General features: G+C 29.3%; 22 protein-coding genes and 1 riboswitch. Of the genes, 11 read left to right on the plus strand and 11 right to left on the minus strand.

The genetic code is table 11. The features are described 5' to 3' along the window. Window positions 1-118: 118 nt before the first annotated feature. Genes thiE through thiD form a run of 3 tightly spaced genes read right to left on the minus strand, consistent with a single transcriptional unit; the run spans window position 119 to window position 2340 of the window. A complete protein-coding gene (gene thiE / locus ACQZHJ_RS10040; RefSeq protein WP_430485416.1) occupies window positions 119-742 on the minus strand; it encodes a thiamine phosphate synthase in 624 nt (207 codons plus the stop codon). Further along, on the minus strand, window positions 735-1532 hold the full coding sequence (thiM, locus tag ACQZHJ_RS10045) for a hydroxyethylthiazole kinase (RefSeq protein ID WP_430485417.1): 798 nt from the start codon (window positions 1530-1532) through the stop codon (window positions 735-737). Before thiM ends, thiE begins: the two co-directional genes overlap by 8 nt. 4 nt (window positions 1533-1536) lie before the next feature. Next, window positions 1537-2340 (minus strand): bifunctional hydroxymethylpyrimidine kinase/phosphomethylpyrimidine kinase, encoded by an 804-nt coding sequence (gene thiD / locus ACQZHJ_RS10050; protein WP_430485418.1) that lies wholly within the window; start codon window positions 2338-2340, stop codon window positions 1537-1539. A 75-nt stretch (window positions 2341-2415) separates the two neighbouring features. Next, window positions 2416-2525: riboswitch (TPP riboswitch) on the minus strand. A gap of 119 nt (window positions 2526-2644) precedes the next feature. Between thiD and ACQZHJ_RS10055 the strand changes: the two genes are divergently transcribed. Beyond that, on the plus strand, window positions 2645-3487 hold the full coding sequence (locus ACQZHJ_RS10055; protein WP_430485419.1) for a patatin-like phospholipase family protein: 843 nt from the start codon (window positions 2645-2647) through the stop codon (window positions 3485-3487). 130 nt (window positions 3488-3617) lie between these two features. Here the strand turns inward: ACQZHJ_RS10055 and ACQZHJ_RS10060 are convergent, their stop codons facing one another. Beyond that, on the minus strand, window positions 3618-4631 hold the full coding sequence (locus ACQZHJ_RS10060) for a substrate-binding domain-containing protein (RefSeq protein WP_430485421.1): 1014 nt from the start codon (window positions 4629-4631) through the stop codon (window positions 3618-3620). A gap of 231 nt (window positions 4632-4862) precedes the next feature. Here ACQZHJ_RS10060 and mglB point away from each other — a divergent pair, with 231 nt between their 5' ends. The 3 genes from mglB to mglC are packed head-to-tail and all read left to right on the plus strand — an operon-like array spanning window position 4863 to window position 8556. Continuing rightward, a complete protein-coding gene (gene mglB / locus ACQZHJ_RS10065; protein ID WP_430485422.1) occupies window positions 4863-5951 on the plus strand; it encodes a galactose/glucose ABC transporter substrate-binding protein MglB in 1089 nt (362 codons plus the stop codon). Between the two features lie 57 nt (window positions 5952-6008). Beyond that, window positions 6009-7556, plus strand: coding sequence for a galactose/methyl galactoside ABC transporter ATP-binding protein MglA (gene mglA / locus ACQZHJ_RS10070; RefSeq protein ID WP_430485423.1), 1548 nt, complete (start codon window positions 6009-6011; stop codon window positions 7554-7556). Next, entirely contained in the window at window positions 7528-8556 is a 1029-nt protein-coding gene (gene mglC, locus ACQZHJ_RS10075; protein ID WP_430485424.1) for a galactose/methyl galactoside ABC transporter permease MglC, read from the plus strand. Before mglA ends, mglC begins: the two co-directional genes overlap by 29 nt. Window positions 8557-8721: 165 nt before the next feature. Here mglC and ACQZHJ_RS10080 read toward each other — a convergent pair whose 3' ends face one another. Continuing rightward, a complete protein-coding gene (locus ACQZHJ_RS10080) occupies window positions 8722-9750 on the minus strand; it encodes an aldose epimerase family protein (protein ID WP_430485425.1) in 1029 nt (342 codons plus the stop codon). Window positions 9751-9993: 243 nt separating this feature from the next. On the opposite strand from ACQZHJ_RS10080, the gene ACQZHJ_RS10085 reads away from it, so the two are divergent. Together ACQZHJ_RS10085 and galT are read left to right on the plus strand one after the other, a co-directional pair. Continuing rightward, window positions 9994-11157, plus strand: coding sequence for a galactokinase (locus tag ACQZHJ_RS10085; protein WP_430485426.1), 1164 nt, complete (start codon window positions 9994-9996; stop codon window positions 11155-11157). A 62-nt stretch (window positions 11158-11219) separates the two neighbouring features. Next, window positions 11220-12710, plus strand: coding sequence for a UDP-glucose--hexose-1-phosphate uridylyltransferase (galT, locus tag ACQZHJ_RS10090; protein WP_430485427.1), 1491 nt, complete (start codon window positions 11220-11222; stop codon window positions 12708-12710). 78 nt (window positions 12711-12788) lie between these two features. Here galT and ACQZHJ_RS10095 read toward each other — a convergent pair whose 3' ends face one another. After that, window positions 12789-14444, minus strand: coding sequence for a nucleoside kinase (locus ACQZHJ_RS10095; RefSeq protein ID WP_430485428.1), 1656 nt, complete (start codon window positions 14442-14444; stop codon window positions 12789-12791). A 132-nt stretch (window positions 14445-14576) separates the two neighbouring features. Between ACQZHJ_RS10095 and ACQZHJ_RS10100 the strand changes: the two genes are divergently transcribed. The 3 genes from ACQZHJ_RS10100 to fba all read left to right on the plus strand — a co-directional run bounded on the left by ACQZHJ_RS10100 (window position 14577) and on the right by fba (window position 16670). Next, a complete protein-coding gene (locus ACQZHJ_RS10100) occupies window positions 14577-15275 on the plus strand; it encodes a DUF421 domain-containing protein (RefSeq protein ID WP_430485429.1) in 699 nt (232 codons plus the stop codon). After that, window positions 15272-15694: a DUF4363 family protein gene (locus ACQZHJ_RS10105; protein ID WP_430485430.1), complete on the plus strand. Its 423-nt coding sequence runs from the start codon at window positions 15272-15274 to the stop codon at window positions 15692-15694. Before ACQZHJ_RS10100 ends, ACQZHJ_RS10105 begins: the two co-directional genes overlap by 4 nt. Before the next feature lie 109 nt (window positions 15695-15803). Further along, window positions 15804-16670: a class II fructose-1,6-bisphosphate aldolase gene (gene fba / locus ACQZHJ_RS10110; protein WP_430485431.1), complete on the plus strand. Its 867-nt coding sequence runs from the start codon at window positions 15804-15806 to the stop codon at window positions 16668-16670. A gap of 151 nt (window positions 16671-16821) precedes the next feature. On the opposite strand, the gene ACQZHJ_RS10115 is transcribed toward fba, so the two are convergent. Further along, window positions 16822-17868 carry a nucleoid-associated protein gene (locus ACQZHJ_RS10115; protein WP_430485432.1) on the minus strand — a complete coding sequence of 349 codons (1047 nt, stop codon included), beginning with the start codon at window positions 17866-17868 and terminating at the stop codon, window positions 16822-16824. A 174-nt stretch (window positions 17869-18042) separates the two neighbouring features. On the opposite strand from ACQZHJ_RS10115, the gene ACQZHJ_RS10120 reads away from it, so the two are divergent. Next, a complete protein-coding gene (locus tag ACQZHJ_RS10120) occupies window positions 18043-18606 on the plus strand; it encodes a class IV adenylate cyclase (protein WP_430485433.1) in 564 nt (187 codons plus the stop codon). 43 nt (window positions 18607-18649) lie between these two features. Here the strand turns inward: ACQZHJ_RS10120 and ACQZHJ_RS10125 are convergent, their stop codons facing one another. The 3 genes from ACQZHJ_RS10125 to ACQZHJ_RS10135 all read right to left on the minus strand — a co-directional run bounded on the left by ACQZHJ_RS10125 (window position 18650) and on the right by ACQZHJ_RS10135 (window position 21588). After that, window positions 18650-19261: a hypothetical protein gene (locus tag ACQZHJ_RS10125; RefSeq protein ID WP_430485434.1), complete on the minus strand. Its 612-nt coding sequence runs from the start codon at window positions 19259-19261 to the stop codon at window positions 18650-18652. A 139-nt stretch (window positions 19262-19400) separates the two neighbouring features. Next, window positions 19401-21053 carry an SH3 domain-containing protein gene (locus tag ACQZHJ_RS10130; RefSeq protein ID WP_430485435.1) on the minus strand — a complete coding sequence of 551 codons (1653 nt, stop codon included), beginning with the start codon at window positions 21051-21053 and terminating at the stop codon, window positions 19401-19403. 166 nt (window positions 21054-21219) lie between these two features. Next, window positions 21220-21588 carry a DUF2164 family protein gene (locus ACQZHJ_RS10135; RefSeq protein WP_430485436.1) on the minus strand — a complete coding sequence of 123 codons (369 nt, stop codon included), beginning with the start codon at window positions 21586-21588 and terminating at the stop codon, window positions 21220-21222. Window positions 21589-21857: 269 nt separating this feature from the next. On the opposite strand from ACQZHJ_RS10135, the gene ACQZHJ_RS10140 reads away from it, so the two are divergent. Further along, on the plus strand, window positions 21858-22262 hold the full coding sequence (locus ACQZHJ_RS10140; RefSeq protein ID WP_430485437.1) for a hypothetical protein: 405 nt from the start codon (window positions 21858-21860) through the stop codon (window positions 22260-22262). 45 nt (window positions 22263-22307) lie between these two features. On the opposite strand, the gene ybaK is transcribed toward ACQZHJ_RS10140, so the two are convergent. Beyond that, window positions 22308-22793, minus strand: a complete 486-nt coding sequence (gene ybaK, locus ACQZHJ_RS10145; RefSeq protein WP_430485438.1) for a Cys-tRNA(Pro) deacylase — start codon at window positions 22791-22793, stop codon at window positions 22308-22310. Window positions 22794-22819: the final 26 nt, after the last annotated feature.

The raw sequence follows: 22819 nt of genomic DNA on the forward strand, positions 1-22819 counted from the left end.
TAAAGATTCTTATTAATTATTATACTATAAAAATTTACTATTAAAAGTAATAAGAAAAAGAGGCTCATTATAGAACCTCTTCTTAAACTATTGCCCTTTTGAAAGGTATTATTCAATTTTATTTATTTAATATGCTTATAAACTCTTTACTTTTTTCTACTATATCTTCACTATTTAATAATGCTGATATAACTGCAACCCCATCTATTAATTCCAAGTGCTCTTCAGTTAAATTATCTGTGTTTATTCCACCAATTCCATAAAGAGGTATATTAGAAACTTCTCTTATTTCTTTTAGTGTTTCCATACTCATTAATGTAGCATCATCTTTACTATTTGTTGAAAACAATGCTCCAACACCTAAATTATCTGCGCCCTCTTCAATTGCCTTTAATGCCTCTTCTCTATTATGAACAGTTACTCCTATGATTGAACCTTCTGGCATTATTTTTCTAGCTAATGTGCATGGCATATCATCTTGTCCTATATGAACCCCATGAGCATTTACTGCTAAGGCAACATCAATTCTATCATTCACTAAAAATACTGCTCCAAATTCATCACACAACTCTCTAAGCTTTAATGCCTCTTCACACATAACCTTAGTATCCATATTTTTAGCTCTATATTGAACTAAAGTAGCTCCACCTTCTAATGCTCCTTTAGTTTTTTCTAATAATTCATTAAATGGTATTCTATAATCCGTTACTAAATATAATTCCTTCATATACTCATTATTCATAAGAAACTTTCCTTCTTTCTCTTATTACCTCATCATCTATTAATGATAGAGTATCTAAAAGTCTATGTTTAAAACTCATCAGTCCTTCTCCATCTTTTAGACATTCTTCTGAAATCTCTCCACACAACCCCCAAGCCGCTACTGCTTTTACTACCTCTTCAAACCTTAAATCCTTATCCTCATAAAAGCTTAAAGCAATTGTTAATAAAGCGCCTAGCATACATCCAGTTCCTGTAATTTTGCTCATCTTAGCTACTCCATTTTCTACTAAAGCAGCCTTATCTCCATTAGTTATAAAATCTACTTCTCCAGAAACAACTATTATAACATCTCTTTCCTCTGCATAAGCTTTTATTTTTTCTTTCACCGCTTCACTTAATCCATTCTCAAAGGAATCTATACCAATTGATTTTGATGTTTCTCCAATAAGAGTCTTTATTTCAGCTAAATTACCTTTTATTAAACTTGGCTCACCTTTTAAAATTAATTCTTTTGCAAAGTTTTTTCTTAAGGTAGAAGCTTGAACCCCTACTGGATCTAAAACTCTAGGTATATTTCTTTTTTTGGCAATATCCATAGCTATTAAAGATGACTCCATAGAATAGGGTTCTAATGTACCTATATTAATTAAAAGCCCACTTGCCATTCCTGTTATTTCTTCTAACTCTTCATGATGTGTTGCCATAAGAGGTAATCCACCATAGTTTATTGTTACTTGAGCTAAGTCATTTACAGTAACATAGTTAGTTATCATATGAATTAATGGATTTTCTTTTTTCAATACTGTCATAGCCCTATTTCTCCTCATAAAACTTATAGAAATGGTGAGTTGGTCCAACACCTTTTCCTAATTTAAATCCATGTTTTATAGCTTCAGTTATATATTTTTTCCCTTCTGTTACTGCATCAACTATATTCATGCCTTTTGCTAAATTAGCAGTTATAGCAGAAGATAGTGTGCATCCAGTACCATGAGTATGCTTTGTATTTATTCTCTCTTGCTCAAATAACACAAAGTTTTCTCCATCAAAAAGTAAATCTGTAGCAGCGCCTTCTAAATGGCCTCCTTTTATTAGCACATATTTAGCTCCCATTTCTTTTATATCTATAGCAGCTTGTTTCATATCTTCTATTGTAAGAATCTCTCTATCTAATAGAACCTCTGCTTCTGGAAGATTTGGTGTTATTAGCGTAGCTAAAGGTATTAAGTGTTCTATTAAAGCATCCTTAGCATCATCTGATAAAAGCTTAAATCCACTTTTTGAAATCATTACTGGATCTAATACTATTTGAGGTAAATTAGAAACTTTTCTTAAAGCTCTACTAATAGCCTCAATTGATTCTATTTTAGATACCATACCTATTTTTATAGAATCTACTTCTATATCATCAAAAATCACTTCTATTTGTTTTTCTATAATTTCTGGAGTAACATCCATTATTCCAAAAACCCCTTGAGTACTTTGTGCTGTTATTGCAGTTATTATACTCATTCCATAAACTCCATTTGCAGAAAAAGATTTAATATCAGCTTGTATTCCTGCTCCTCCTGAACTATCTGATCCTGCAATTGTTAGTGCATTAAATAATTTAGCCATAGTTTTATCTCCTCTTCTAATTGTATTAAAAAAAGCATATACAGCCTAAGGCTATATATGCTTTAAAATCTTAAGTATATTTGTCTTGGGCTTCCCTACGCTGGAATTATCCAGATCAGGTTTAAGGGTCAAGAAATTCATTTTCTACTCTCAGCCAAATATCATTGGCTCCCCTAGCTAACTTTATTATTTTATTTACCCAAATCATACCATATAATCCCCCTTTTTTCAACTTAACAATTTTGATAATTACTTAATTAAGTATTATAATTTAAAATATAAAAATTTTTTAAAGGAGAAACTTATGGTTAGTTTAGTTTTAGAAGGTGGAACATTCCGTCCAATTTTTAGTGCTGGAGTGATGGATGCTCTTCTTGATAATGATATAGTATTTCCTTATTGTATTGGTGTATCTGCTGGTATAACCAATGGATTTTCATACATCTCAAAACAAAAAAGGAGAAATATTGATATATTAAAAAAATACAGAAATGATAAACGCTATTTAGGTGTTAAAAACTTCTTTAGATGTAAAAGTCTTTTTGGATTAGACTTCATCTTTGATGAGGTTGCAAATAAACTCTTCCCTTATGATTTTGAAGCACTTTCAAATTATAAGGGAAAAGTTTTAATAGGTGTTACCAATGCTAAAACAGGACAAACTGAATATTTAGATGGAAAAATTAAAGATGAAAAATTCACATCATTAAGAGCCACTTGTGCTATTCCTATATTCTTTCCCCCAATTAAAATAGGAGAAAATGAATATTATGATGGCGGCCTTTTAGACCCAATTCCAATAAAAAAAGCTATCGAAGATGGCAATGAAAAGCATCTTATAATATTAACAAGACCTAAAGAATATAAAAAAACATTAGGAAAAAGTAATATATTAGCCTCTAAAATAGTTGGTAAAAAATATCCTAATTTAAAAAGTTCATTTTTATCAAGACATGAAAAATATAATGAGACAGTATCATTTTGTGAATCTCTTGAAAGAGAAGGAAAGGCAGTTATAATACGCCCTACTTTAAAAGAATCTATTGATAGTTTTGAAAAAGATATTATTAAACTTGAAGAAGCATATAATAATGGTTATAATGCCTGCATAAAAAATCTAGATTTAATCAAAAGTCTATTTACATAGCTTAATTACACCAAATTATAATAGACAAATTAAATCTAAGAATCACATATACTTAAAACACAGTAAAAAATTATCCTATATATTAAAAAGCAACTTGCTTCACATTAGTGAGCGCAAGTTGCTTTTTACTCTATATTTTTTTACAACTATCTCTTACAACAAGCTGAACAGGTAATACTATTTTTCTTGACATATCTCTTTCTGATTTCATTCTCTCTAATAAAGTTTCAACCGCTATATTAGCCATATAATCAGTGTAAACCCTGATTGTAGTTAAAGAAGGGGTAAGAAACTTTGCTGTACATATATCATCAAACCCTACTATACTTATATCTTCTGGAATTCTCAGTCCCGCTTCCAAAATAGACTTATATGCACCTATAGCCATTGGATCACTTGCTATAAATACTGCTGTTGGTATCTCGTCTAAACTCAGAAGTTCTTTCATTAGTTCATATCCATGCTCTGGTAGAAATCTTCCCTTGAAAACCCACTCTTCTCTATATGCATTTAATGCTTCCATATATTCTTTAAATGTTTTTTCCCTATAATTTACTGTTTTCAAATTATCATTTCCATTATGAGGTATAGATTCTCCTCCTAAATATCCAATTTTAGTGTGACCCAAAGAAACCAAATAATCTAATGCTTTCTTTACCCCGTATTTAAAATCAACAACTACAGAGTCATATTTCCATTCTTCTGGAGATGAATCAACAAAAATTATATTTTCAGATATTTTTTTCATTAAATTTATTTCTTTATCTTCGAATATTCCTATTGCAAGAATTCCATCTAGTTCTTTATATTCTTTAGTTCCTTCATTTATAATCTTTTGAAAATCTATAGGTTTAAACTTAATATTCTCTTCACTACATTTCTTTTCAACTGCCATTCTTATAGATAAAAAATATGGATCATTTAACTCTTGAAGCTCTGTATACCAATAGACTATTCCTATTGTATAATTCTTTATTCTATTTTTTCTCTCTTTTACGGTTACATAGTTTAACTCTTCAGCAACTTCCATAACTCTTTTTCTAGTTTCTTCTGAAACATTTAAAGTTTCATCTAAATTTAAAACTCTAGAAACTGTTGCTATTGAAACCCCTGCTTCTTTTGCAATATCTTTGATTGTCGCCATTTTTTCCGCCCCCCTTAATTTCACTTAATAATATTATATATTTTTTTAGTAAAATTTTCTAACCTTTTATTAAATTAGTTTTATATTTTAACTCAATAAATTTACTCTTTTAAATTACTTTTTTTTATTATCTTTGATAAAATCTCTTTATTTTTATGGTATTATTTGTTATAATTGTTTTAAACTTACATTTTAAGTATTTTAAGGGTATGAAATAGGGAGGATTTTTTTATGAAAAAGAAAGGTTTAGCATTAATTTTAATTTCAGCATTAGCAATGGGAACTCTTGTTGGATGCGGTGGAGGTTCAACCGAACCTGGTAATGATACTACTGGAACTTCATCAGAAAGCACTGATAGTCCTAAAGAAAACGATTCACCTAAGATAGGAGCTACTATATATAGCTTTGAAGATAACTTTATGTCTTATCAAAGAAGAAATATCGAGAAGCTTTGTGATGGCAATGCAGAATTGTTAATAAACGACTCTCAAAATAACCAAGCAAAGCAAGTTGAGCAAGTTGATACTATGATAGCTAAAGGTGTTGATATCCTTGCAATAAACTTAGTTGATCCAAAATCTGCACCTACTATAATAGATAAAGCTAAGGCTGAGGAATTACCATTAGTATTCTTCAACAAAGAACCAGATGAAGCTGCAATGCAAAGTTATGATAACGTTTGGTATGTTGGAACTACTTCTGAAGAATCAGGAATAATTCAAGGAGAAGTTATTGCTGAAGGTTGGAAAGCTAATCCATCATGGGATAAGAATGGTGATGGAAAAATGCAATATGTAATGTTAAAAGGTGAGCCTGGACATCCAGATGCAGAAGCTCGTACAAAATTCTCTGTTGAAACTATAAACAAAGCTGGTATAGAAACTGAAGAATTAGCTATGGATGCTGCTATGTGGGATTCTACTAAAGCAACTGAAAAAATGGATGCTTGGGTGGCTAAACATGGTGATGGAATAGAAGTTGTTATTTGTAATAATGATGGAATGGCTTTAGGTGCTATATCATCTCTTGAAAAAGCTGGTTACTTAGATGGAACTCCTGAAAAATTTGTTCCTGTTTATGGAGTTGATGCTATTCCAGAAGCTTTAGATAAAATTAAAGGTGGAAAAATGGCTGGAACAGTATTAAACGATGCTAAAAACCAAGCTCAAGCTTTAGTTGATTCTTGTATGAATCTTGTTAACGGCAAAGAAATAACTAATGGCACTGATTGGAAATTAGATGAGAAAAAATCTATCCGTGTACCTTATGTTGGTATAACTAATGATAATATAACTGTTGCAGAAGATGCTTATAAATAAATTTTAATAATATTAGGGAGACATCTAGTCTCCCTTACCAAATAGGAGGTATAAGATATGACAAAATCTTCAAACCTGCTAGAAATGAAGCATATTTCAAAAGAATTCCCAGGAGTTAAAGCCCTTGACAATGTTACTCTAGTTGTAAAAAAAGGTTCTGTACATGCCTTAATGGGAGAAAATGGTGCTGGTAAATCTACCCTTATGAAATGTTTATTTGGTATTTACCACCCAAATGCTGGCGAAATATTTATTTCTGGTGAAAAGGTCGCATTTAAAAACTCAAAACACGCCTTAGATAATGGTGTATCTATGGTTCACCAAGAACTGAATCAGGTTAGAGAAAGAAATGTTATGGACAATCTTTGGCTTGGAAGATACCCTAAAAAAGGTTTATTTATAGATGAAAAGAAAATGTATGATGAAACATTGAAAATATTCCAGGATCTAGATATAAATGTAGATCCTAGACAAAAAGTTTCTTCTTTATCTGTTTCTCAAATGCAGATGGTCGAAATAGCAAAGGCTGTTTCTTACAACTCTAAAATAATAGTTATGGACGAGCCTACATCTTCACTAACTGAAAAAGAAGTAAATCATTTATTTAGAATAATAAATAAACTTAGAGCACAAGGAATAAGTATAATTTATATTTCTCATAAGATGGAAGAAATCTTAGAAATCTCCGATGAAGTTACCATAATGAGAGATGGTAAATGGGTAGCTACTGAAAAAGCTTCTGACCTTACTATGGATTTAATTATTAAACTTATGGTTGGTCGTGAACTTACTGATAGATTCCCTAAAAAGGATCACATCCCAAAGGAAACTATTTTAGAAGTTAAAAATCTTACTGATGTAAAGCATAAACTAAATAATGTTTCTTTTAAACTTAGAAAAGGTGAAATATTAGGGGTTGCAGGTCTAGTTGGTGCTCAAAGAACAGAAACTTTAGAAACTCTTTTTGGGCTTAGAGCAAAGGCTAGCGGTGACATAATTCTTCATGGTAAAAGAGTAAATAATAATAGTCCTTCAAAAGCAATGGAAAATGGATTTGCTCTTGTTACAGAAGAAAGAAGGCAAACTGGTATATTTGGAAAACTTCCAATAGATTTCAATTCTATTATTGCTAATATAGATAACTATAAAACTTCTTCAGGACTACTTTCTAATGCAAGAATCTCCACTGATACTAAATGGGTTATAGATTCTATGAAAGTAAAAACTCCTAGCCAGAAAACACTTATAGGAAATCTATCCGGAGGTAACCAACAAAAGATAGTAATAGGAAAATGGCTTCTTAGAAAACCTGAAATTCTACTACTTGATGAACCAACTAGAGGAATAGATGTTGGTGCTAAATTTGAAATTTACCAACTTATAAATAATCTTGCAAAGGAAGATAAAGGAATTATAATGGTATCTTCTGAAATGCCAGAACTTTTAGGTGTATGTGACAGAATTCTAGTTATGAGTAATGGTAGAGTTGCAGGAATAGTTAATGCTAACGAAACAACTCAAGAAGAAATTATGCACCTTTCAGCAAAATATCTTTCATCAACAGGAGGAATAGAAAATGCAAACAAAATCAAAGAGAAAGTTTAAACTTGATAGTCAATGGCTAATGAATAATGCTATTTACATAGTATTAATAGCCCTATTAATAGGTATTTGTGCCATATCACCTGAATTCTTATCAATGAAAAACTTTATTAATATATTAAGTCAGTCATCATCTCGTATTATAATAGCTCTTGGTGTTGGTGGTATTCTTTTAACAGAAGGAACTGACCTATCTGCCGGCCGTACAGTTGGATTAGCTGCTGTTGTTTCAGCTTCTCTTTTACAAGCTGGAGATTATGCTTATAAAATGTATCCTAACTTACCTGAACTTCCAATATTCATTCCTATTTTAGTGGCTATGGTTGTTTGCGGATTAGTTGGTCTTACCAATGGTATTATAGTATCCAAATTTAATGTTCCTCCATTCATAGCAACACTTGGTATGATGACTGGAATATATGGATTAAATTCTATTTACTTTGATAGACCTCCATACGGTGCTATGCCCGTTGGTGGATTAAGTGATACTTTCACTAAATTTACTTTAGGATCTATTCCTATAACTGATAATTTTAAAATACCATACCTTGTTATTTATGCTGCAATAGTAGTAGCTATAATATGGACTCTTTGGAATAAAACTAAATTTGGTAAAAACCTTTATGCTATAGGTGGAAACAGAGAAGCTGCTGTTGTTTCTGGAGTTAATGTTGTAAGAACATTATTATTAGTTTATTGTTTAGCAGGAGTTCTTTATGGATTTGCTGGAACATTAGAAGCAGGCCGTGTTGGTAGTGCTACAGCTAGTACCGGAGAAATGTACGAGCTTGATGCCATCGCATCTTGTGTTGTTGGTGGTGTTTCTACTGCAGGTGGTGTTGGTACTGTTCCTGGAATAGTAACTGGTGTTCTTATATTCCAAGTTATAAACTATGGACTAGCATTTATAGGTGTAAGTCCGTACCTTCAATTTGTTATAAAAGGTTTAATTATAGTTTTAGCAGTTGCACTTGACATGAGAAAATATATGAAAAAGAATTAATATTTTTTAATAAAATAGGAATGTGTAAAGGTAAAATACCTAACACATTCCTATTTCATTTTAACTATTTATTTTAAAGTTCTGTTTTAAAACATTTATTATTTCTAAGTATATCTAAAAATCACCAATCACTTAAAATATCACATGAATTTTAAGTCTTAGGTTTTATTTCACATAAAACCTAAAGATTGTTTCTTTCTTATACTCTTTACCTGCTTTTAAAATAGCTTCCTCTATAAAACAATCATCATATCCTATTGGCAATCCTTGGACCTCGAAGCATATGCCATCATGTTTTTTTGCTATCTTCCCATCTTCTAACGGCAATTCATCTGGAAAGTTCATAGAATAACATACAACTGCCTTTTGATTTGTTTTTACTTCCATAACTCTTCCTGATTCCTCATGACAAATTAATACATCATACTCTCCTTTTCCATTTAATAACCAAGGATGATCATATCCTGAACCTATTTTTAATTGTTCATTTTCCTCATATATATCTTTTCCTATTAATTTTTCTTTTCTAAAATCAAAGGGAGTATTTGAAACATTTATTAAGTTTCCTGTTGGAATTAAATACTCATCTAGCTCACATATACTATCTCCATTAATTATAAGTTTTTGATTTAATACATTTTCCTTTCTATCTCCTGATAAATTAAAGTAAGAATGATTAGTTAAATTTATTAATGTGTCTTTATTTGTATTTGCCTTATATTCTACTTTTAATTCATTTTTATTGTTTAAAGTATATTTAACCTCAACATTTAGTTCACCAGGAAACCCCTCTTCTCCATCTTTACTTATATAATTTAAGATAACTGAAACCTCATTTTCTCGCTCTTCTATTTCATAATTCCAAATTTTTTTACTAAATCCTAAAGACCCTCCATGAAGACAGTTATGATTATTATTTTTACACAACTCATATTTGGTATTATTTATTGTAAAACTTGCTCCTCCAATCCTTCCTGCTACTCTTCCTATGGTAGCTCCAAAGCTTGAAGGATTCTCAATATAATTTTCATCCTTTCCATATGTTAAAACTATATTTTCTAGATTTCCACTACTGTCTTCAGTTAATATTTTCTTTATTGTTGCTCCTAAATTTAAAATTTCTACTTTAGTTTTACTACTCTCTAATGTTATTTTACTTATTTCATCATTAATTTTACTCTTAAATATTCTCATAAACTACTCCTCCCCAAAGCTATATAGGTTAATTTTAACAATTAATCAAATTTATTTCAATCTATTCAACTATTAATTTAAATAATTTCCTACTGAAAACACAGTATTTTATAAAGTTATTTATAACAACTCATTATAAATAAAACAAAAGAAAAATTTTAGTAAAAATTTTAGTAAAACAATTGATTTTACGCCACTGTAATCGTATAATTAAGTTACATATATTATATTAGGAGGTATATTATGGAATTAAACACACTTAAATCAACTTTTATTGATACTTTTAAAACTGAACCTAAATCCTTATTTTTCTCACCTGGAAGAATAAACTTAATAGGTGAACATATTGATTATAATGGTGGCCTTGTATTTCCTTGTCCTATAACTTTAGGAACTTTTGCAGCTGCAAGAGTAAGAGAAGATAGAATCTGTAGAGCATACTCTCTTAATTTTGAATCTCTTGGAATAATAGAATTTTCTTTAGATGATCTATCATATAAAAAAGAAGATAATTGGACAAACTATTTAAAAGGAGTTTTAAAAACAGTTATAGATAAAGGATATGCTGTAGATAAAGGTATTGATATACTTGTAAATGGAACACTTCCAAATGGTGCTGGTCTTTCCTCTTCTGCTTCTCTTGAAATGTTAATGGTTAAAATTTTAGATAAATTCTTCTCACTTAACATATCAAAAGTTGATGCAGCTTTAATAGGCAAAGAGGTAGAAAACAATTATATAGGAGTTAATAGCGGAATAATGGATCAGTTTGCTATTTCTTTAGGCGAAAAGGATAAAGCAATATTATTAGACTGCAATACACTTTACTATGAATATGCACCATTAGAATTAGAGGATAACTCTATAATAATAATGAATACTAATAAGAGACGTGAATTAGCAGACTCAAAGTATAATGAAAGAAGAAAAGAATGTGATGATTCTTTAGATATCCTAAAAAAATATTGTAGTATAAACTCTCTTTGCGAGCTATCTTTAGAAGAATTTGAAGCTCATAAAGATAAAATAGATAATCCTTTAAAGATTAAAAGATGTATACATGCTATCTCTGAAAATGAAAGAGTAAAAAATGCAGTAAATGCACTTAAAAATAAAGACTTAGAATTATTCGGAGAATTAATTAATCAATCTCATATTTCTCTTAGAGATGATTATGAAGTTACTGGTAAAGAATTAGATACCTTAGCCCAAGAGGCTTGGAAACAACCTGGCGTTTTAGGTGCTAGAATGACTGGTGCAGGATTTGGTGGTTGTGCTATAGCTATAGTAAATAATTCTAAAGTTGAGGATTTTATAAAAAATGTAGGTGAAGCATATAAGGAAGCAATTGGATATGAGGCTTCTTTCTATATTGCATCTATAGGAAACGGACCTACTGAACTTTAAAACTATATAGGCTATCCTAATATGATAGCCTCTTTAAGTAATTTATGAGGGGGAAATTTAATATGATGAATTTAAATGCTTTAATAGATAGATTAATAGAAATATCAATAGAAAACGGACTTATATCTCCTATGGATACTATTTACACTAGAAATAGACTTCTTAGTTTATTCAATGTTAATAGCTATACTCCATGTGATGAAAAAATAGATATATCCTTCCATCAAACTTTAGAAAACTTAATTAATATTGCTATTGAGAAGAAATTAATAACTGACTCTCTATATGCTAAGGATATATTTTCAAGTGATATGATGAATATATTCTTACCTTCTCCATCCTTAGTGAATAAAGAATTTAATCTTAAATATGCCTCTTCACCATTAGAAAGCACTAAGTATTTTTACTCACTAAGCCAAAACTCTAATTACATAAGAACTGATAGAATAGCCAAAAACATTAATTTTAAGGCTCCATCTAAATATGGTCTTATGGATATTACAATTAACTTATCAAAACCAGAAAAAGATCCTAAGGAAATTGCCTTAGCTAGAAATTCTGTAAAAAGTAATTATCCTAAATGTTTGCTTTGTGTTGAAAATGAAGGTTATGAAGGTACTGTAACTCACCCTGATAGAGCTAATCATAGAATGATTCGCTTAAATATAAACAACAGAAACTGGCTGTTACAATATTCGCCTTATCTTTACTACAATGAACATTGTATAATTCTATCCGAAGACCATGTTCCAATGAAAATTAATAAAAACACATTTAGAAATCTTTTAGAGTTTGTAGACAAGTTTCCTCACTATTTTATAGGCTCAAATGCTGATTTGCCTATAGTAGGTGGTTCAATCCTCTCTCATGAACATTATCAAGGAGGATGTCATACCTTCCCTATGAATACTGCTAAAAAATTATTTAGCTTTGAACTTGATGAATTTAATGATATAAGTTTCGAAGCAATTAACTGGCCTTTATCAACTATAAGGTTAAGAGGAGAGAACATAAATTCACTAGTTAATGCTTCAAACTTAATTCTAGAAAAATGGAGAAATTATTCCGATGAAGATTTAGGAATATTGAGTTATTCTGATGGGGAACCTCATAATACTATTACTCCTATAGTAAGAAAAGAGGAAAATAAGTTTGTTGTTGACTTAACATTGAGAAATAATAGAACTTCAGAAAAACATCCACTTGGAATATTCCATCCTCATGAAGAGGTTCATCATATAAAGAAAGAAAATATAGGACTTATAGAAGTAATGGGACTAGCTGTTCTACCTGGTAGACTTTTGAATGAGCTAGAATATATTAAGAAGTTTTTAAATGAAGAAATTTTAATAGATCAAATACAAGAATATCATAAATCTTGGTCTCTAGAGTTAAAAAAGAAATACTCTTATTTAAAGCAATCTACTAATATAAATGACTTTGTGAATAAAGAGCTTACAAACAAATTTGTTACTGTATTAGAACATTGTGGAGTCTTTAAGCTAGATGAAAAAGGACTACAAGGCTTCCAAAAATTCACTTCTACATTATAAAATGCCCTTTAATCTCTTTAGTTAATATATAAAAGTGGTCATATGAAAAACTTCATATGACCACTTAAATTTTAATCTCTAATATTTATAAAAACAACTTCCACCTACAAATTCTCTTAATATGGAGTTTTTAGGAACCTTATCAGCATCTACATCTACAAAGAACTTAAGCGAATTTATTATTCTTTTCGCTTCATAATACACTTCACTTTCCTTCTCTATTTTTTCAAGTTCATTTAATGCATATTTCTTAAGAACAGCTAACTCATAAACTAATGTAGAGTTAAACATAACATCCGCTTCTTCTTGATAAACAAAAATATTCTTTTCTTCTCCCCTTTTTATAGAGCTCCACATTTCTAAGGTCTGTTCTGCCCCATATCCTCTTGATAAAGAATCTCTAACTATTCTCCTAACTTTTCTAACATCTGTTGTTGGAATTCTATTATGATTGTCTAAATTCAGCTGAGTTAAGGCAGAGATATACACCTTAAACTTGTTCTTACTATCTATTTTTTCTGTTAGCTTAGGATTCAATCCATGTATTCCTTCAATAACTAAAACACCATTATCAGGTAACTTAAGCTTATTTCCAATCCACTCTCTTTCACCTTTTTTGAAATTATAAGAAGGAATTTCAACCTCTTCTCCTTCTAATATAGCTTGAAGATTTTCATTGAACAATTTTAAATCCAAAGCATTTATTGATTCAAAATCTGGCTTTCCATCTTCATCTATTGGTGTATGAGTTCTATTTACAAAGTAATCATCTAGTGATATAGCAATAGGAATATAACCATTTACTCTTAGTTGAACTGATAATCGCTTTGAAAATGTAGTTTTTCCAGAAGAAGACGGACCTGCAACTAACACAAGCTTAACCTCTCGCCTATCATCAATCATATCTGCTATATGCGCGATTTTCTTTTCATGCAATGCTTCTGATATTCTTATTATATCTTGGAGTTCCTCACCTGCTAGTTTATAGTCTAATGAACCTACATCAGGAGTCCCCAATATATTTAGCCATCTCTCATTTTCTCTAAAAACCTTAAATAATTGTTTTTGTTCTTTAAAAATCGGTACTTCCATTGGCTTTCTATAACTAGGAACCATCAAAACAAACCCTGGGTTATAGAATAATAAATCAAAATATTTTAAAACTCCCGTTGAATAAGCCATATCTCCATAAAAATAGTCATACCTATCCTCTAGCTTATAAAGATTAACAAATTCACTTTCAACCCAATTTAATAAATCAACCTTATCCTTCATGCCATATGCTTTAAATATATCTATGGCTTTTGATTTTTTCATTTTAATTTTATCTATAACTATATTTTTATCTATAAGTTCTTTCATTCTTTCTTTTATCTTTAATATATCTTCTTCATCCAAAGCTTTTTCCTTATGCACTTCACCAAAGATACCTTTACTTATTGAATGCTCTATGTTTATCCTTGAGTCCTTAAATAAATCTAAAGTAGCTTTTATAAAAACAAATTGCAATGTTCTACTATAGGCTATCTTACCCAACGGATTACCTAGATCTATAAACTCTACATCCCCATCATTATCTATTGAATCACTAAATTCATAATAGCGATTATTTTGTTTTACTAAAGTGATTGGTATTTGTTCATCTATATAATTCTTTGGTAATAATCTTGAAAATTTTGTTCCCTCATTCACAACTAAAGCTTTACCACCCACATTAACTTTAAAGCTTTTCATAAACACCATTCCTCTCTAACTCATAATCCCACTTTATTGTTATTATACACTTAAAAATTCAAAAAAGTTATCTATTTTTGTATAAATATCCTTTAAATTTGTTAACCTAACTTACTAGAGGAGGTAATATCTATGCTAATAACATTTATACGAACTTTAATCTTGTATTTCTTAGTAATAGCCAGTATCAGATTAATGGGAAAAAGGCAAGTTGGTGAACTACAACCCTATGAACTTGTAATAACACTAATGCTATCCGACTTAGCATCCTTACCAATGCAAGATACCCGTCTCCCTCTTCTTCTAGGCGTAATACCTATAATAACTTTACTATTTATAAAAATAGTAATATCAGAATTACAACAACATATACACTTTTTTGAAAAATTACTAGATGGTACACCGTCTATAATTATAAGCGATGGAGAGCTTAATCTGGAAATGATGAAAAAACAAAAACTTACTATAAATGATATACTAGAAGAACTAAGAGGTGCAGGCTATTTAGATATTAAAGATATTAAATATGCTATTATAGAAACTAATGGAACAATATCAATAATTCCTAAAGGCAATTGTGATACAATAAAGCGATCTGATTTAAATATAAATTCAAATGATTTTACCCTTCCTATAATTCTATATATAGATGGTAAACTTAATAAAAAAGCTTTAGATTATTTAAATAGAAATGAAATATGGTTAGATGAAGAATTGAGACTTAAAGATTATCCGCCAAAAGAAGATTTATATTTAGTTATGATTGATTCTGAAAATGAATTTTTCATACAAAGAAAAAATCAAACAGATAAAAAGGATATTTTACTATGAAGAATACTATAATATCATTAACCATATTTTCAATTTTATTATCAATAGTCTTTTTCTTCGATATTAAACTTAATAGTGTTTGTGACCAAATATTAAATTCATGTGAAGAAATAGAAACTGAATTAAACAAAAATAACTGGGAAATTTCATATGATGAATCAATTAATTTAAGAGATATTTTAAATGAAAATTATATTTCTCTTTCTCTTTACATAAATCATGAACAGTTAGATAATTTAAGCAAAGAAATTCTTAGTTTAACTCAGTATGTAAAAACAAAAGATATTTCTAATGCACTATCTTCTGTGCATATAATTAAAGTTTATACAACCCATTTAAAAGATATTCAAAAGGTTAATATAGGAAATATTTTAATTTCTAATTTAAAAAATATAATTTTATTGTGGAATTTATACTAATTTTAGTTTATAATGTTATTGTAAAGGGTCAAGTCCCGCATGGACTTTTTATGTCCCTATAAATATTAAATTAAAAGTTAATGGAAGATTTTGAAAGGTGGTAAACAAAATGGCATTAGTTAACACAAGAGAAATGTTAAATAAAGCAAGAGAAGGAAAATACGCTGTTGGTCAATTCAACATAAACAACTTAGAATGGACAAAAGCTGTATTATTAACTGCTCAAGAAAATAACTCACCAGTTATATTAGGAGTATCAGAAGGTGCTGCTAAATACATGTGTGGATTCAAAACAATAGTTGGAATGGTTAACGGAATGTTAGAAGAGTTAAAAATAACTGTTCCTGTAGCATTACACTTAGATCATGGTAGCTACCAAGGAGCTATAGACGCTATGGCTGCTGGTTTCTCATCAGTAATGTTTGATGGATCACACTACTCAATCGATGAAAACATAGTTAAAACTACAGAAATAATCGATTTAGCTGCTGCTAAAAACGTATCAGTTGAAGCAGAAGTTGGTTCAATCGGTGGAGAAGAAGACGGTGTTGTTGGAGCTGGAGAAATCGCAGATCCTGCTGAATGTAAATCAATAGCTGATTTAGGAGTTACTATGTTAGCTGCTGGTATCGGAAATATCCACGGAAAATACCCAGAAAACTGGGCTGGATTAAACTTCGAAGCTTTAGCTAAAATCAAAGCTGCTACAGGAGATATGCCATTAGTATTACACGGTGGTACTGGAATCCCTTCAGATATGATTGCAGAAGCTATATCATTAGGAGTATCAAAAATAAATGTTAACACTGAGTGTCAATTATCATTTGCTGAAGCTACTCGTAAATATATAGAAGCTGGAAAAGACTTAGAAGGAAAAGGATTCGATCCAAGAAAATTACTAAACCCTGGATTCGAAGCTATAAAAGCTACAGTTAAAGAAAAAATGGAATTATTCGGTTCAGTAAACAGAGCTTAATATTCTTAATTATAAAAAAGAGATTAGATTTTCTAATCTCTTTTTTCTTTTCCTTATATTTTAATTAATTATAATTTAAATTATTCCGTATCTTTACTTACTCTCTATAATCAATAAAAATTAGGAGAAGTTAAACTCCCCCTAAAGCATACTATTTTTCTATATAATTTTTGACATTTTTAATAACTAAGTTTATACTTCCATCACCGTTTCTAATGATTTCAAATTTTGAATTATCATGATATGTTTCATCATCTATATACAAATCAATTTCTTTATCTATATTCAATCTAGTTCTTTTCATTTTCTTTTCAACCCAAAGTTTATCAATTTCTACATCTTCTGATAAACCATGTCCTCTTACAAATGTAGTAAAATCTTCTTTTAATCTAACTTCTTTTTCATCCTTAAATAATTCACGAGATAATTCCTCTATATTTATATTATCATCTTCTTTTAGCTTACTTTTTATTGTTGTTCTTATTTCTTCTGCTTTTGCTGCATCTTCTAAAATATTATTTCTTGTCCAAGTCTCAGTTGCTTTTACAAAAGTTTTAGTCATATCTCTTTCATTTTGTATTAATTTACACCCCAAATAATTATTTACAAAATAATTAGCGCCATATTCATCATCCTCAGAAGACTTTTTACTCTTATCTATAACCATAAGATCCACTTCATTTTCATCTCTAACAGGCTTTATAAAAGCACATTTTTGAACCTTCTGTCCTGAAGCTGGAAGACCTGCTGCTTGTTCTACTATACCTATACCTATTTTATCATCCACAAAATCTACTTTATGAGTAAAATTCTTTATATAATCCATTTTTAATATTCCAAGCATAGGTCCTTGATCTGTTGATATTGAAACAGTAAGCAAATCACTACTAGATATATCTGGATTAGCTCTCATTATATAAAATAATTGTCTTGCAAGCTCTTGAGATACCTCAACAATATCTTGATTGGCTCCATTTAAAAATTCTTGTGAAACCTCTTTTACCACATGTCTCTCTGGATTAAAAACTGCATATTTTAAATCTTCACTTTTCAAACATCTTTCAACATGCTTATATATAAATTTGTAAACATCATCTGTTAATTCTATTTTATATTCATTTAATATGGGCTCATCATTATTATTATCTAATATATGTATAACTGCTTCCATTATATTTATGTCATTTACGTATTCCATTTAATCTACCTCCAATTAACGCTTAATTTTTAGCACATCTTCTATTCTATCAAAGAATAATCTATTATACCATAGAATATATAAGCATAAATTCTAAAATAAAACTCAAAGCATAGCTTAATCTTCATAAATTGTTTATAATAAAAATATAATATTTTTTGGAGGTACTACTATATGAAAGAATTCGAAACTCGTGTTATAGATGTAGATGTTGATAAAATAAGAGAAATACTAACTAATGTTAATGCAAAAAATGTTAAACGTGAAAATCAAGTAAATGATATTTATGATTTCTCAGATAGAAGACTTCTAGATAAAAAAGGATATGCTAGAATAAGAACTGTTGAAGATCTTATAAACAATAAAACTGTTTATTTTATGACAACAAAAAAAATGCTTAGTCAAGATAAGTTTAAAGTTATGGAAGAAAATGAAACAATAATAAAAGATGGTACCGCTGGTAAGAATATATTTAAATCTTTAGGATTAGAACTATGTGAATCAATAAAAAAATATAGAGAAAGTTACAGCTATAAAAATTCTCTAGTTGAAATAGATATAAACGACCCATCCTTTTGTCCATTTCCATACATAGAAATAGAAACTTCTTCTGAAGAAGAATTAAATGAAATTTTAAGCTTATTAGGATATACAATAGAAGATACAACTTCTAAGACAATTTATGAAATATTAAAGGATAAAGGTCTATCAAAAGCTTCAGACAAAAATGGTCTTTAGTTTTTAATTTTAACAGTTTAATTGATGTCTAAAGTTTTAGACATCAATTAAACTGTTGTAATTTTTTATTTAAAAACCCTAATATCCCCTTCCCCCTAACAGGAGTAGCAAAACTATTATGATGATAAGTTTTGTTATTTTTCACATCCTGACAAAACATTTCTAGCTCTAAAATTAACTGTTCATTCTCACTCTCATCACTATTTAACCCTCTCTTCCAAAGTTCTAAATCACTTATGCTCCCTATTCCTTTTTGCCAAATTATATTTTCTCCTTCACATAATTTATTACATTTCTCTAACATAAAGTTTATTTCTTCAGCACTCTTTAAGGTATCAATATCTCCATTTAGTATAAATGAAACATATAAACTTTTATCCCCTTTAAACTTCTTAAAGTATTCATTAAGCTTCATCAAAAATTTATCAGATATATTATTTAAAACATCTTTTCTCAAATTTGATATAAATACTAAATTATCATACCGTTCTAAATTTCTAATTATTTTTTCACTACTTGATTCTTCAACTTCACTTAGTAAAATTTCAGTAAAATTAGCTTCATATTTTAATATGTTTTCTATATACTTTTCTATATGATATGAATTGCTATTCTTTCCCTCATTACTTCCAACAACAATAAGTATTTCTCTCACAAAATCACCCTCCCAATATTTTACAATTAAATTATAATACATTTTACAGATTTTGTATATACATATTGCTTTACCCTTAAAAACAACAAAATGCGTAAGTTAAAAACTTACGCATTTCCTATTTAAATATTATGTTACCTTATAATACTCTTCTTGCTCTACCTATTTTACTCCATGGAACTGAAGCAATAGAAACAAACTTTCCTTTATTAGGCGCTTCTATCCATTGTCCATTTCCTATATACATACCAACATGGCCCATGTTACTAAAGAATAATAAATCACCTGGTTTAGCATTGCTTGGAGAAACCTCTACACCATTATTTATTTGATCCCATGTTGTTCTTCCTAAACTTATACCAGCTTGTCCAAATGACCATTGCATTAGTCCTGAGCAATCAAAGGCTCTATAATTTCCATTTAAATATTGTGATGAAATATCATAAAAGCCCCTATTAGCATGATCTGGAAATCTATTTCTTAAAGTACTTAAAAGACTTTGAGTTAAAGTTTCTCCTGAACCACCATATATATACGGCGAACCTATTTGTGCTTTCATAATACTTAATACCTGTTCATATTTACTTTGATTTACTTCCCCACCAGAATTATTATTATCTGATCCCCCTTCTGAAGAAGAAACTATTTCTACATATTTTGAACTTACATATCCAATCTTACCATTATGACTAACCTTATACCATCCTGAAGAAGTTTTTCCTTTTAAATTCACTCTTTCACTTGGTAATAAATAGGCTAAAACTGAACTACTTGTATTGGGTTGACTTCTAAGTCTTAAATTAGTACTTACATTTACAATTTTCCCTATTTTCCCATTACAACTCTCATCTAAATCTCCAGTTTGACTACCGCCACCTGAATTATTACCGCTTGAGTTTCCACCCTCATCATTTGATATAACCTTCACATAATCTTCATGTACATATCCTGTAGTTCCTTGGGCGTCTATATAATGCCATTGACCTTTTTTACCTTTTATATTAAATGTTTGACCTGAATTTAAATGTCCAACAATAGCACTACTTGTACTATTAGATTGTCTTATCCTTAAGCTACTGCTAACATTTACAACTTTTCCTTTTTTACCGGCTAAAGAGGTATCTAACTCTGAATCACTTCCACCATAATTTCCATCTGTGCTTCCACCTGAGTTTCCTCCTGAAACAACTTGTACATAATCTCCATGTATATATCCAGTAATACCATTAGCTTTCACATAATACCACTGACCACTTTTACCTTTTATCTCAAACGTTTGTCCACCCCTTAAGCTTCCTATAACAGAACTACTTGTACTCGGTGATTGTCTAACTCTTAAGCTACTACTTACATTTACAACTTTACCTGTTTTTCCAGCTAAAGAAGTATCTAAATTTGAACTTTCTGAACTATTTCCGTTATTTGAACTTCCTGAATTGCTTCCACTATTTGAATTTCCGTTTAATTCTTTGACGTAGTCCTTATGAATGTATCCTGACTTTCCATTAGTATTTATTTTATACCACTGGCCATTTTTTCCATCTATATTAAAAACTTCTCCATTAGTCAAGTATCCAACAACTGAATGATTAGTTCCTGGTCCTTTTCTAATTCTTAAATTTGTACTTACGTTTATTACTTGTCCTTTTTTTACCGCTCTTGACTGTGTATTTTGCTCTAACTGACTTTGATTATGTTTATTTTCTGTGGCATAAACATTTTTACTATGAGCTGAAACAATACAAGTTGCCGAAACTGCTACGATTAATGCCGCTATTTTATTCCTATTCATACAAAATCCTCCCTAATAGTTATAAAACCCCCAACTAAAAATTATCTTCCATATTCTATAATATATTCTTTAAAGAATTTTATCAATAAAATAGTTACAAAAAAATATCAAAAATAACAAAAAAAGAAGCTGTCATACTTATTTCTTTGACAACTTCTATGTTTTATCATCTTTCAACACTTAATAAGTCATCAGACCTATTAATCATATAATTATAAGAATCAATTACTCCTTGAATATAAAATTGAGCTCCTAAATTTTCCACAAAAAATTTTATTAGTTTTTCTATTTCCTCATCACTAATTTCATTATTCTCTTCTTCTTTAAAATACTTGAAAAGCTCTTTTTTCAAAAATTCTTTTTTTTCTTTAGAAATATCGAAATTATTATTTATTACGACACTGCCTTGCTTATTGCTATTAAGCATAATATCACTTATAAAAAAACTTGTATAACAATGTCCTTGTTTATCATAATAGTCCTCTTTACTTCCATAATAACCTTCTTGAGCCTCATTCACATTATTTATAATCATATTAAAATCACGCCTTTAAATATAATAAATTACAGAATAAAATCCATATACTATATTTTATTCAATAATCCATTTAAAGTTACTTAATAAACCTTTACTTTACACTTTATATTTCTTTAATTCAAACTTATTTTAATCATGAACATTGACTAACTTCTCTTAAAATGTAAAACCTTCATCTATTCATTTAAATCCATGCCATATATTTACTCTCCAAATAATGTTTATATCATTATATTTTGAGAATACTAATAACGAGGTGATTTTTTATGTATAAAGGAATTGGTGTAAACATGGATAAAGAGTATAAGGCACTTAGAAAACGTAACAAGCGTTTTGTTCCCCCATCTCATTATAGAGATGATTTTAACAATGCAAAAGATGATAATTGTAATTGTGATGATTATGATAATATGGGAAACTATACTTTCTATGACGCTATGGAAGATATAGGGGATTGCATGGAATCTGATGATAATAATTGCAAAATTCGCTCATGTCTTTTAGATAAAAAAGTAGAAGTCAATAAAAGAATAATAGTTGCATCTTGTATAGGTGCAATAGTTGGTATTGTTGGGGTTAGTTGCGCTATAAAAAAAATGAACTCAAAACCTAAAAATAAACTTGTTAAATATGCTCCTACCTTAATGAAAATGACAAAAAAAATGCTATAAAATAAAACCATCACTAATTATAGTGATGGTTTTATTTAAAGAAAATTATTTTATTAAATTTTCAAATTTACCTGATACTACTGTCAATAAATCACTAGGATTTAATTTTATTTGATGTCCTATTTTACCTGCACTAAAAATCATAAATTCCAATTCTTTTGCACTTTCATCTATGAATGTTTTATAATGCTTTTTCATTCCTATTGGAGAACATCCTCCACGAATATATCCAGTGCACTTCATTATATCCTTAACTGCTATCATTTCAATTTTCTTTTCTCCAGATATTTTAGCAGCCTTCTTTAAGTCTAATTCATCAGCTACTGGTATAACAAAAACATAAAGTTCTTTACTTGTTCCTTGAGCTACTAAAGTTTTAAATACATATTTTTTATCAACTCCAATTTTATGAGCTACAGAAATTCCATCTACCTTTCCATCTTCACTTTCATAACTAAGCATTTCATAATCTATCTTCTCTGAGTCTAATATTCTCATAGCATTTGTCTTAAGTTTTTTCTCTTTTGCCATTTTAAACACCTCTAAATGATAAAATA

This window comes from Clostridium sp. B9 (genome assembly GCF_050509515.1).
Classification (GTDB): Bacteria; Bacillota; Clostridia; order Clostridiales; family Clostridiaceae; genus Sarcina.

Bases quoted from the DNA above. Each gene is read 5' to 3' on its own strand.
- thiE (WP_430485416.1), bottom strand. From the start codon at position 742: ATGAATAATGAGTATATGAAGGAATTATATTTAGTAACGGATTATAGA.
- thiM (WP_430485417.1), bottom strand. From the start codon at position 1,532: ATGACAGTATTGAAAAAAGAAAATCCATTAATTCATATGATAACTAAC.
- thiD (WP_430485418.1), bottom strand. From the start codon at position 2,340: ATGGCTAAATTATTTAATGCACTAACAATTGCAGGATCAGATAGTTCA.
- ACQZHJ_RS10055 (WP_430485419.1), top strand. From the start codon at position 2,645: ATGGTTAGTTTAGTTTTAGAAGGTGGAACATTCCGTCCAATTTTTAGT.
- ACQZHJ_RS10060 (WP_430485421.1), bottom strand. From the start codon at position 4,631: ATGGCGACAATCAAAGATATTGCAAAAGAAGCAGGGGTTTCAATAGCA.
- mglB (WP_430485422.1), top strand. From the start codon at position 4,863: ATGAAAAAGAAAGGTTTAGCATTAATTTTAATTTCAGCATTAGCAATG.
- mglA (WP_430485423.1), top strand. From the start codon at position 6,009: ATGACAAAATCTTCAAACCTGCTAGAAATGAAGCATATTTCAAAAGAA.
- mglC (WP_430485424.1), top strand. From the start codon at position 7,528: ATGCAAACAAAATCAAAGAGAAAGTTTAAACTTGATAGTCAATGGCTA.
- ACQZHJ_RS10080 (WP_430485425.1), bottom strand. From the start codon at position 9,750: ATGAGAATATTTAAGAGTAAAATTAATGATGAAATAAGTAAAATAACA.
- ACQZHJ_RS10085 (WP_430485426.1), top strand. From the start codon at position 9,994: ATGGAATTAAACACACTTAAATCAACTTTTATTGATACTTTTAAAACT.
- galT (WP_430485427.1), top strand. From the start codon at position 11,220: ATGATGAATTTAAATGCTTTAATAGATAGATTAATAGAAATATCAATA.
- ACQZHJ_RS10095 (WP_430485428.1), bottom strand. From the start codon at position 14,444: ATGAAAAGCTTTAAAGTTAATGTGGGTGGTAAAGCTTTAGTTGTGAAT.
- ACQZHJ_RS10100 (WP_430485429.1), top strand. From the start codon at position 14,577: ATGCTAATAACATTTATACGAACTTTAATCTTGTATTTCTTAGTAATA.
- ACQZHJ_RS10105 (WP_430485430.1), top strand. From the start codon at position 15,272: ATGAAGAATACTATAATATCATTAACCATATTTTCAATTTTATTATCA.
- fba (WP_430485431.1), top strand. From the start codon at position 15,804: ATGGCATTAGTTAACACAAGAGAAATGTTAAATAAAGCAAGAGAAGGA.
- ACQZHJ_RS10115 (WP_430485432.1), bottom strand. From the start codon at position 17,868: ATGGAATACGTAAATGACATAAATATAATGGAAGCAGTTATACATATA.
- ACQZHJ_RS10120 (WP_430485433.1), top strand. From the start codon at position 18,043: ATGAAAGAATTCGAAACTCGTGTTATAGATGTAGATGTTGATAAAATA.
- ACQZHJ_RS10130 (WP_430485435.1), bottom strand. From the start codon at position 21,053: ATGAATAGGAATAAAATAGCGGCATTAATCGTAGCAGTTTCGGCAACT.
- ACQZHJ_RS10135 (WP_430485436.1), bottom strand. From the start codon at position 21,588: ATGATTATAAATAATGTGAATGAGGCTCAAGAAGGTTATTATGGAAGT.
- ACQZHJ_RS10140 (WP_430485437.1), top strand. From the start codon at position 21,858: ATGTATAAAGGAATTGGTGTAAACATGGATAAAGAGTATAAGGCACTT.
- ybaK (WP_430485438.1), bottom strand. From the start codon at position 22,793: ATGGCAAAAGAGAAAAAACTTAAGACAAATGCTATGAGAATATTAGAC.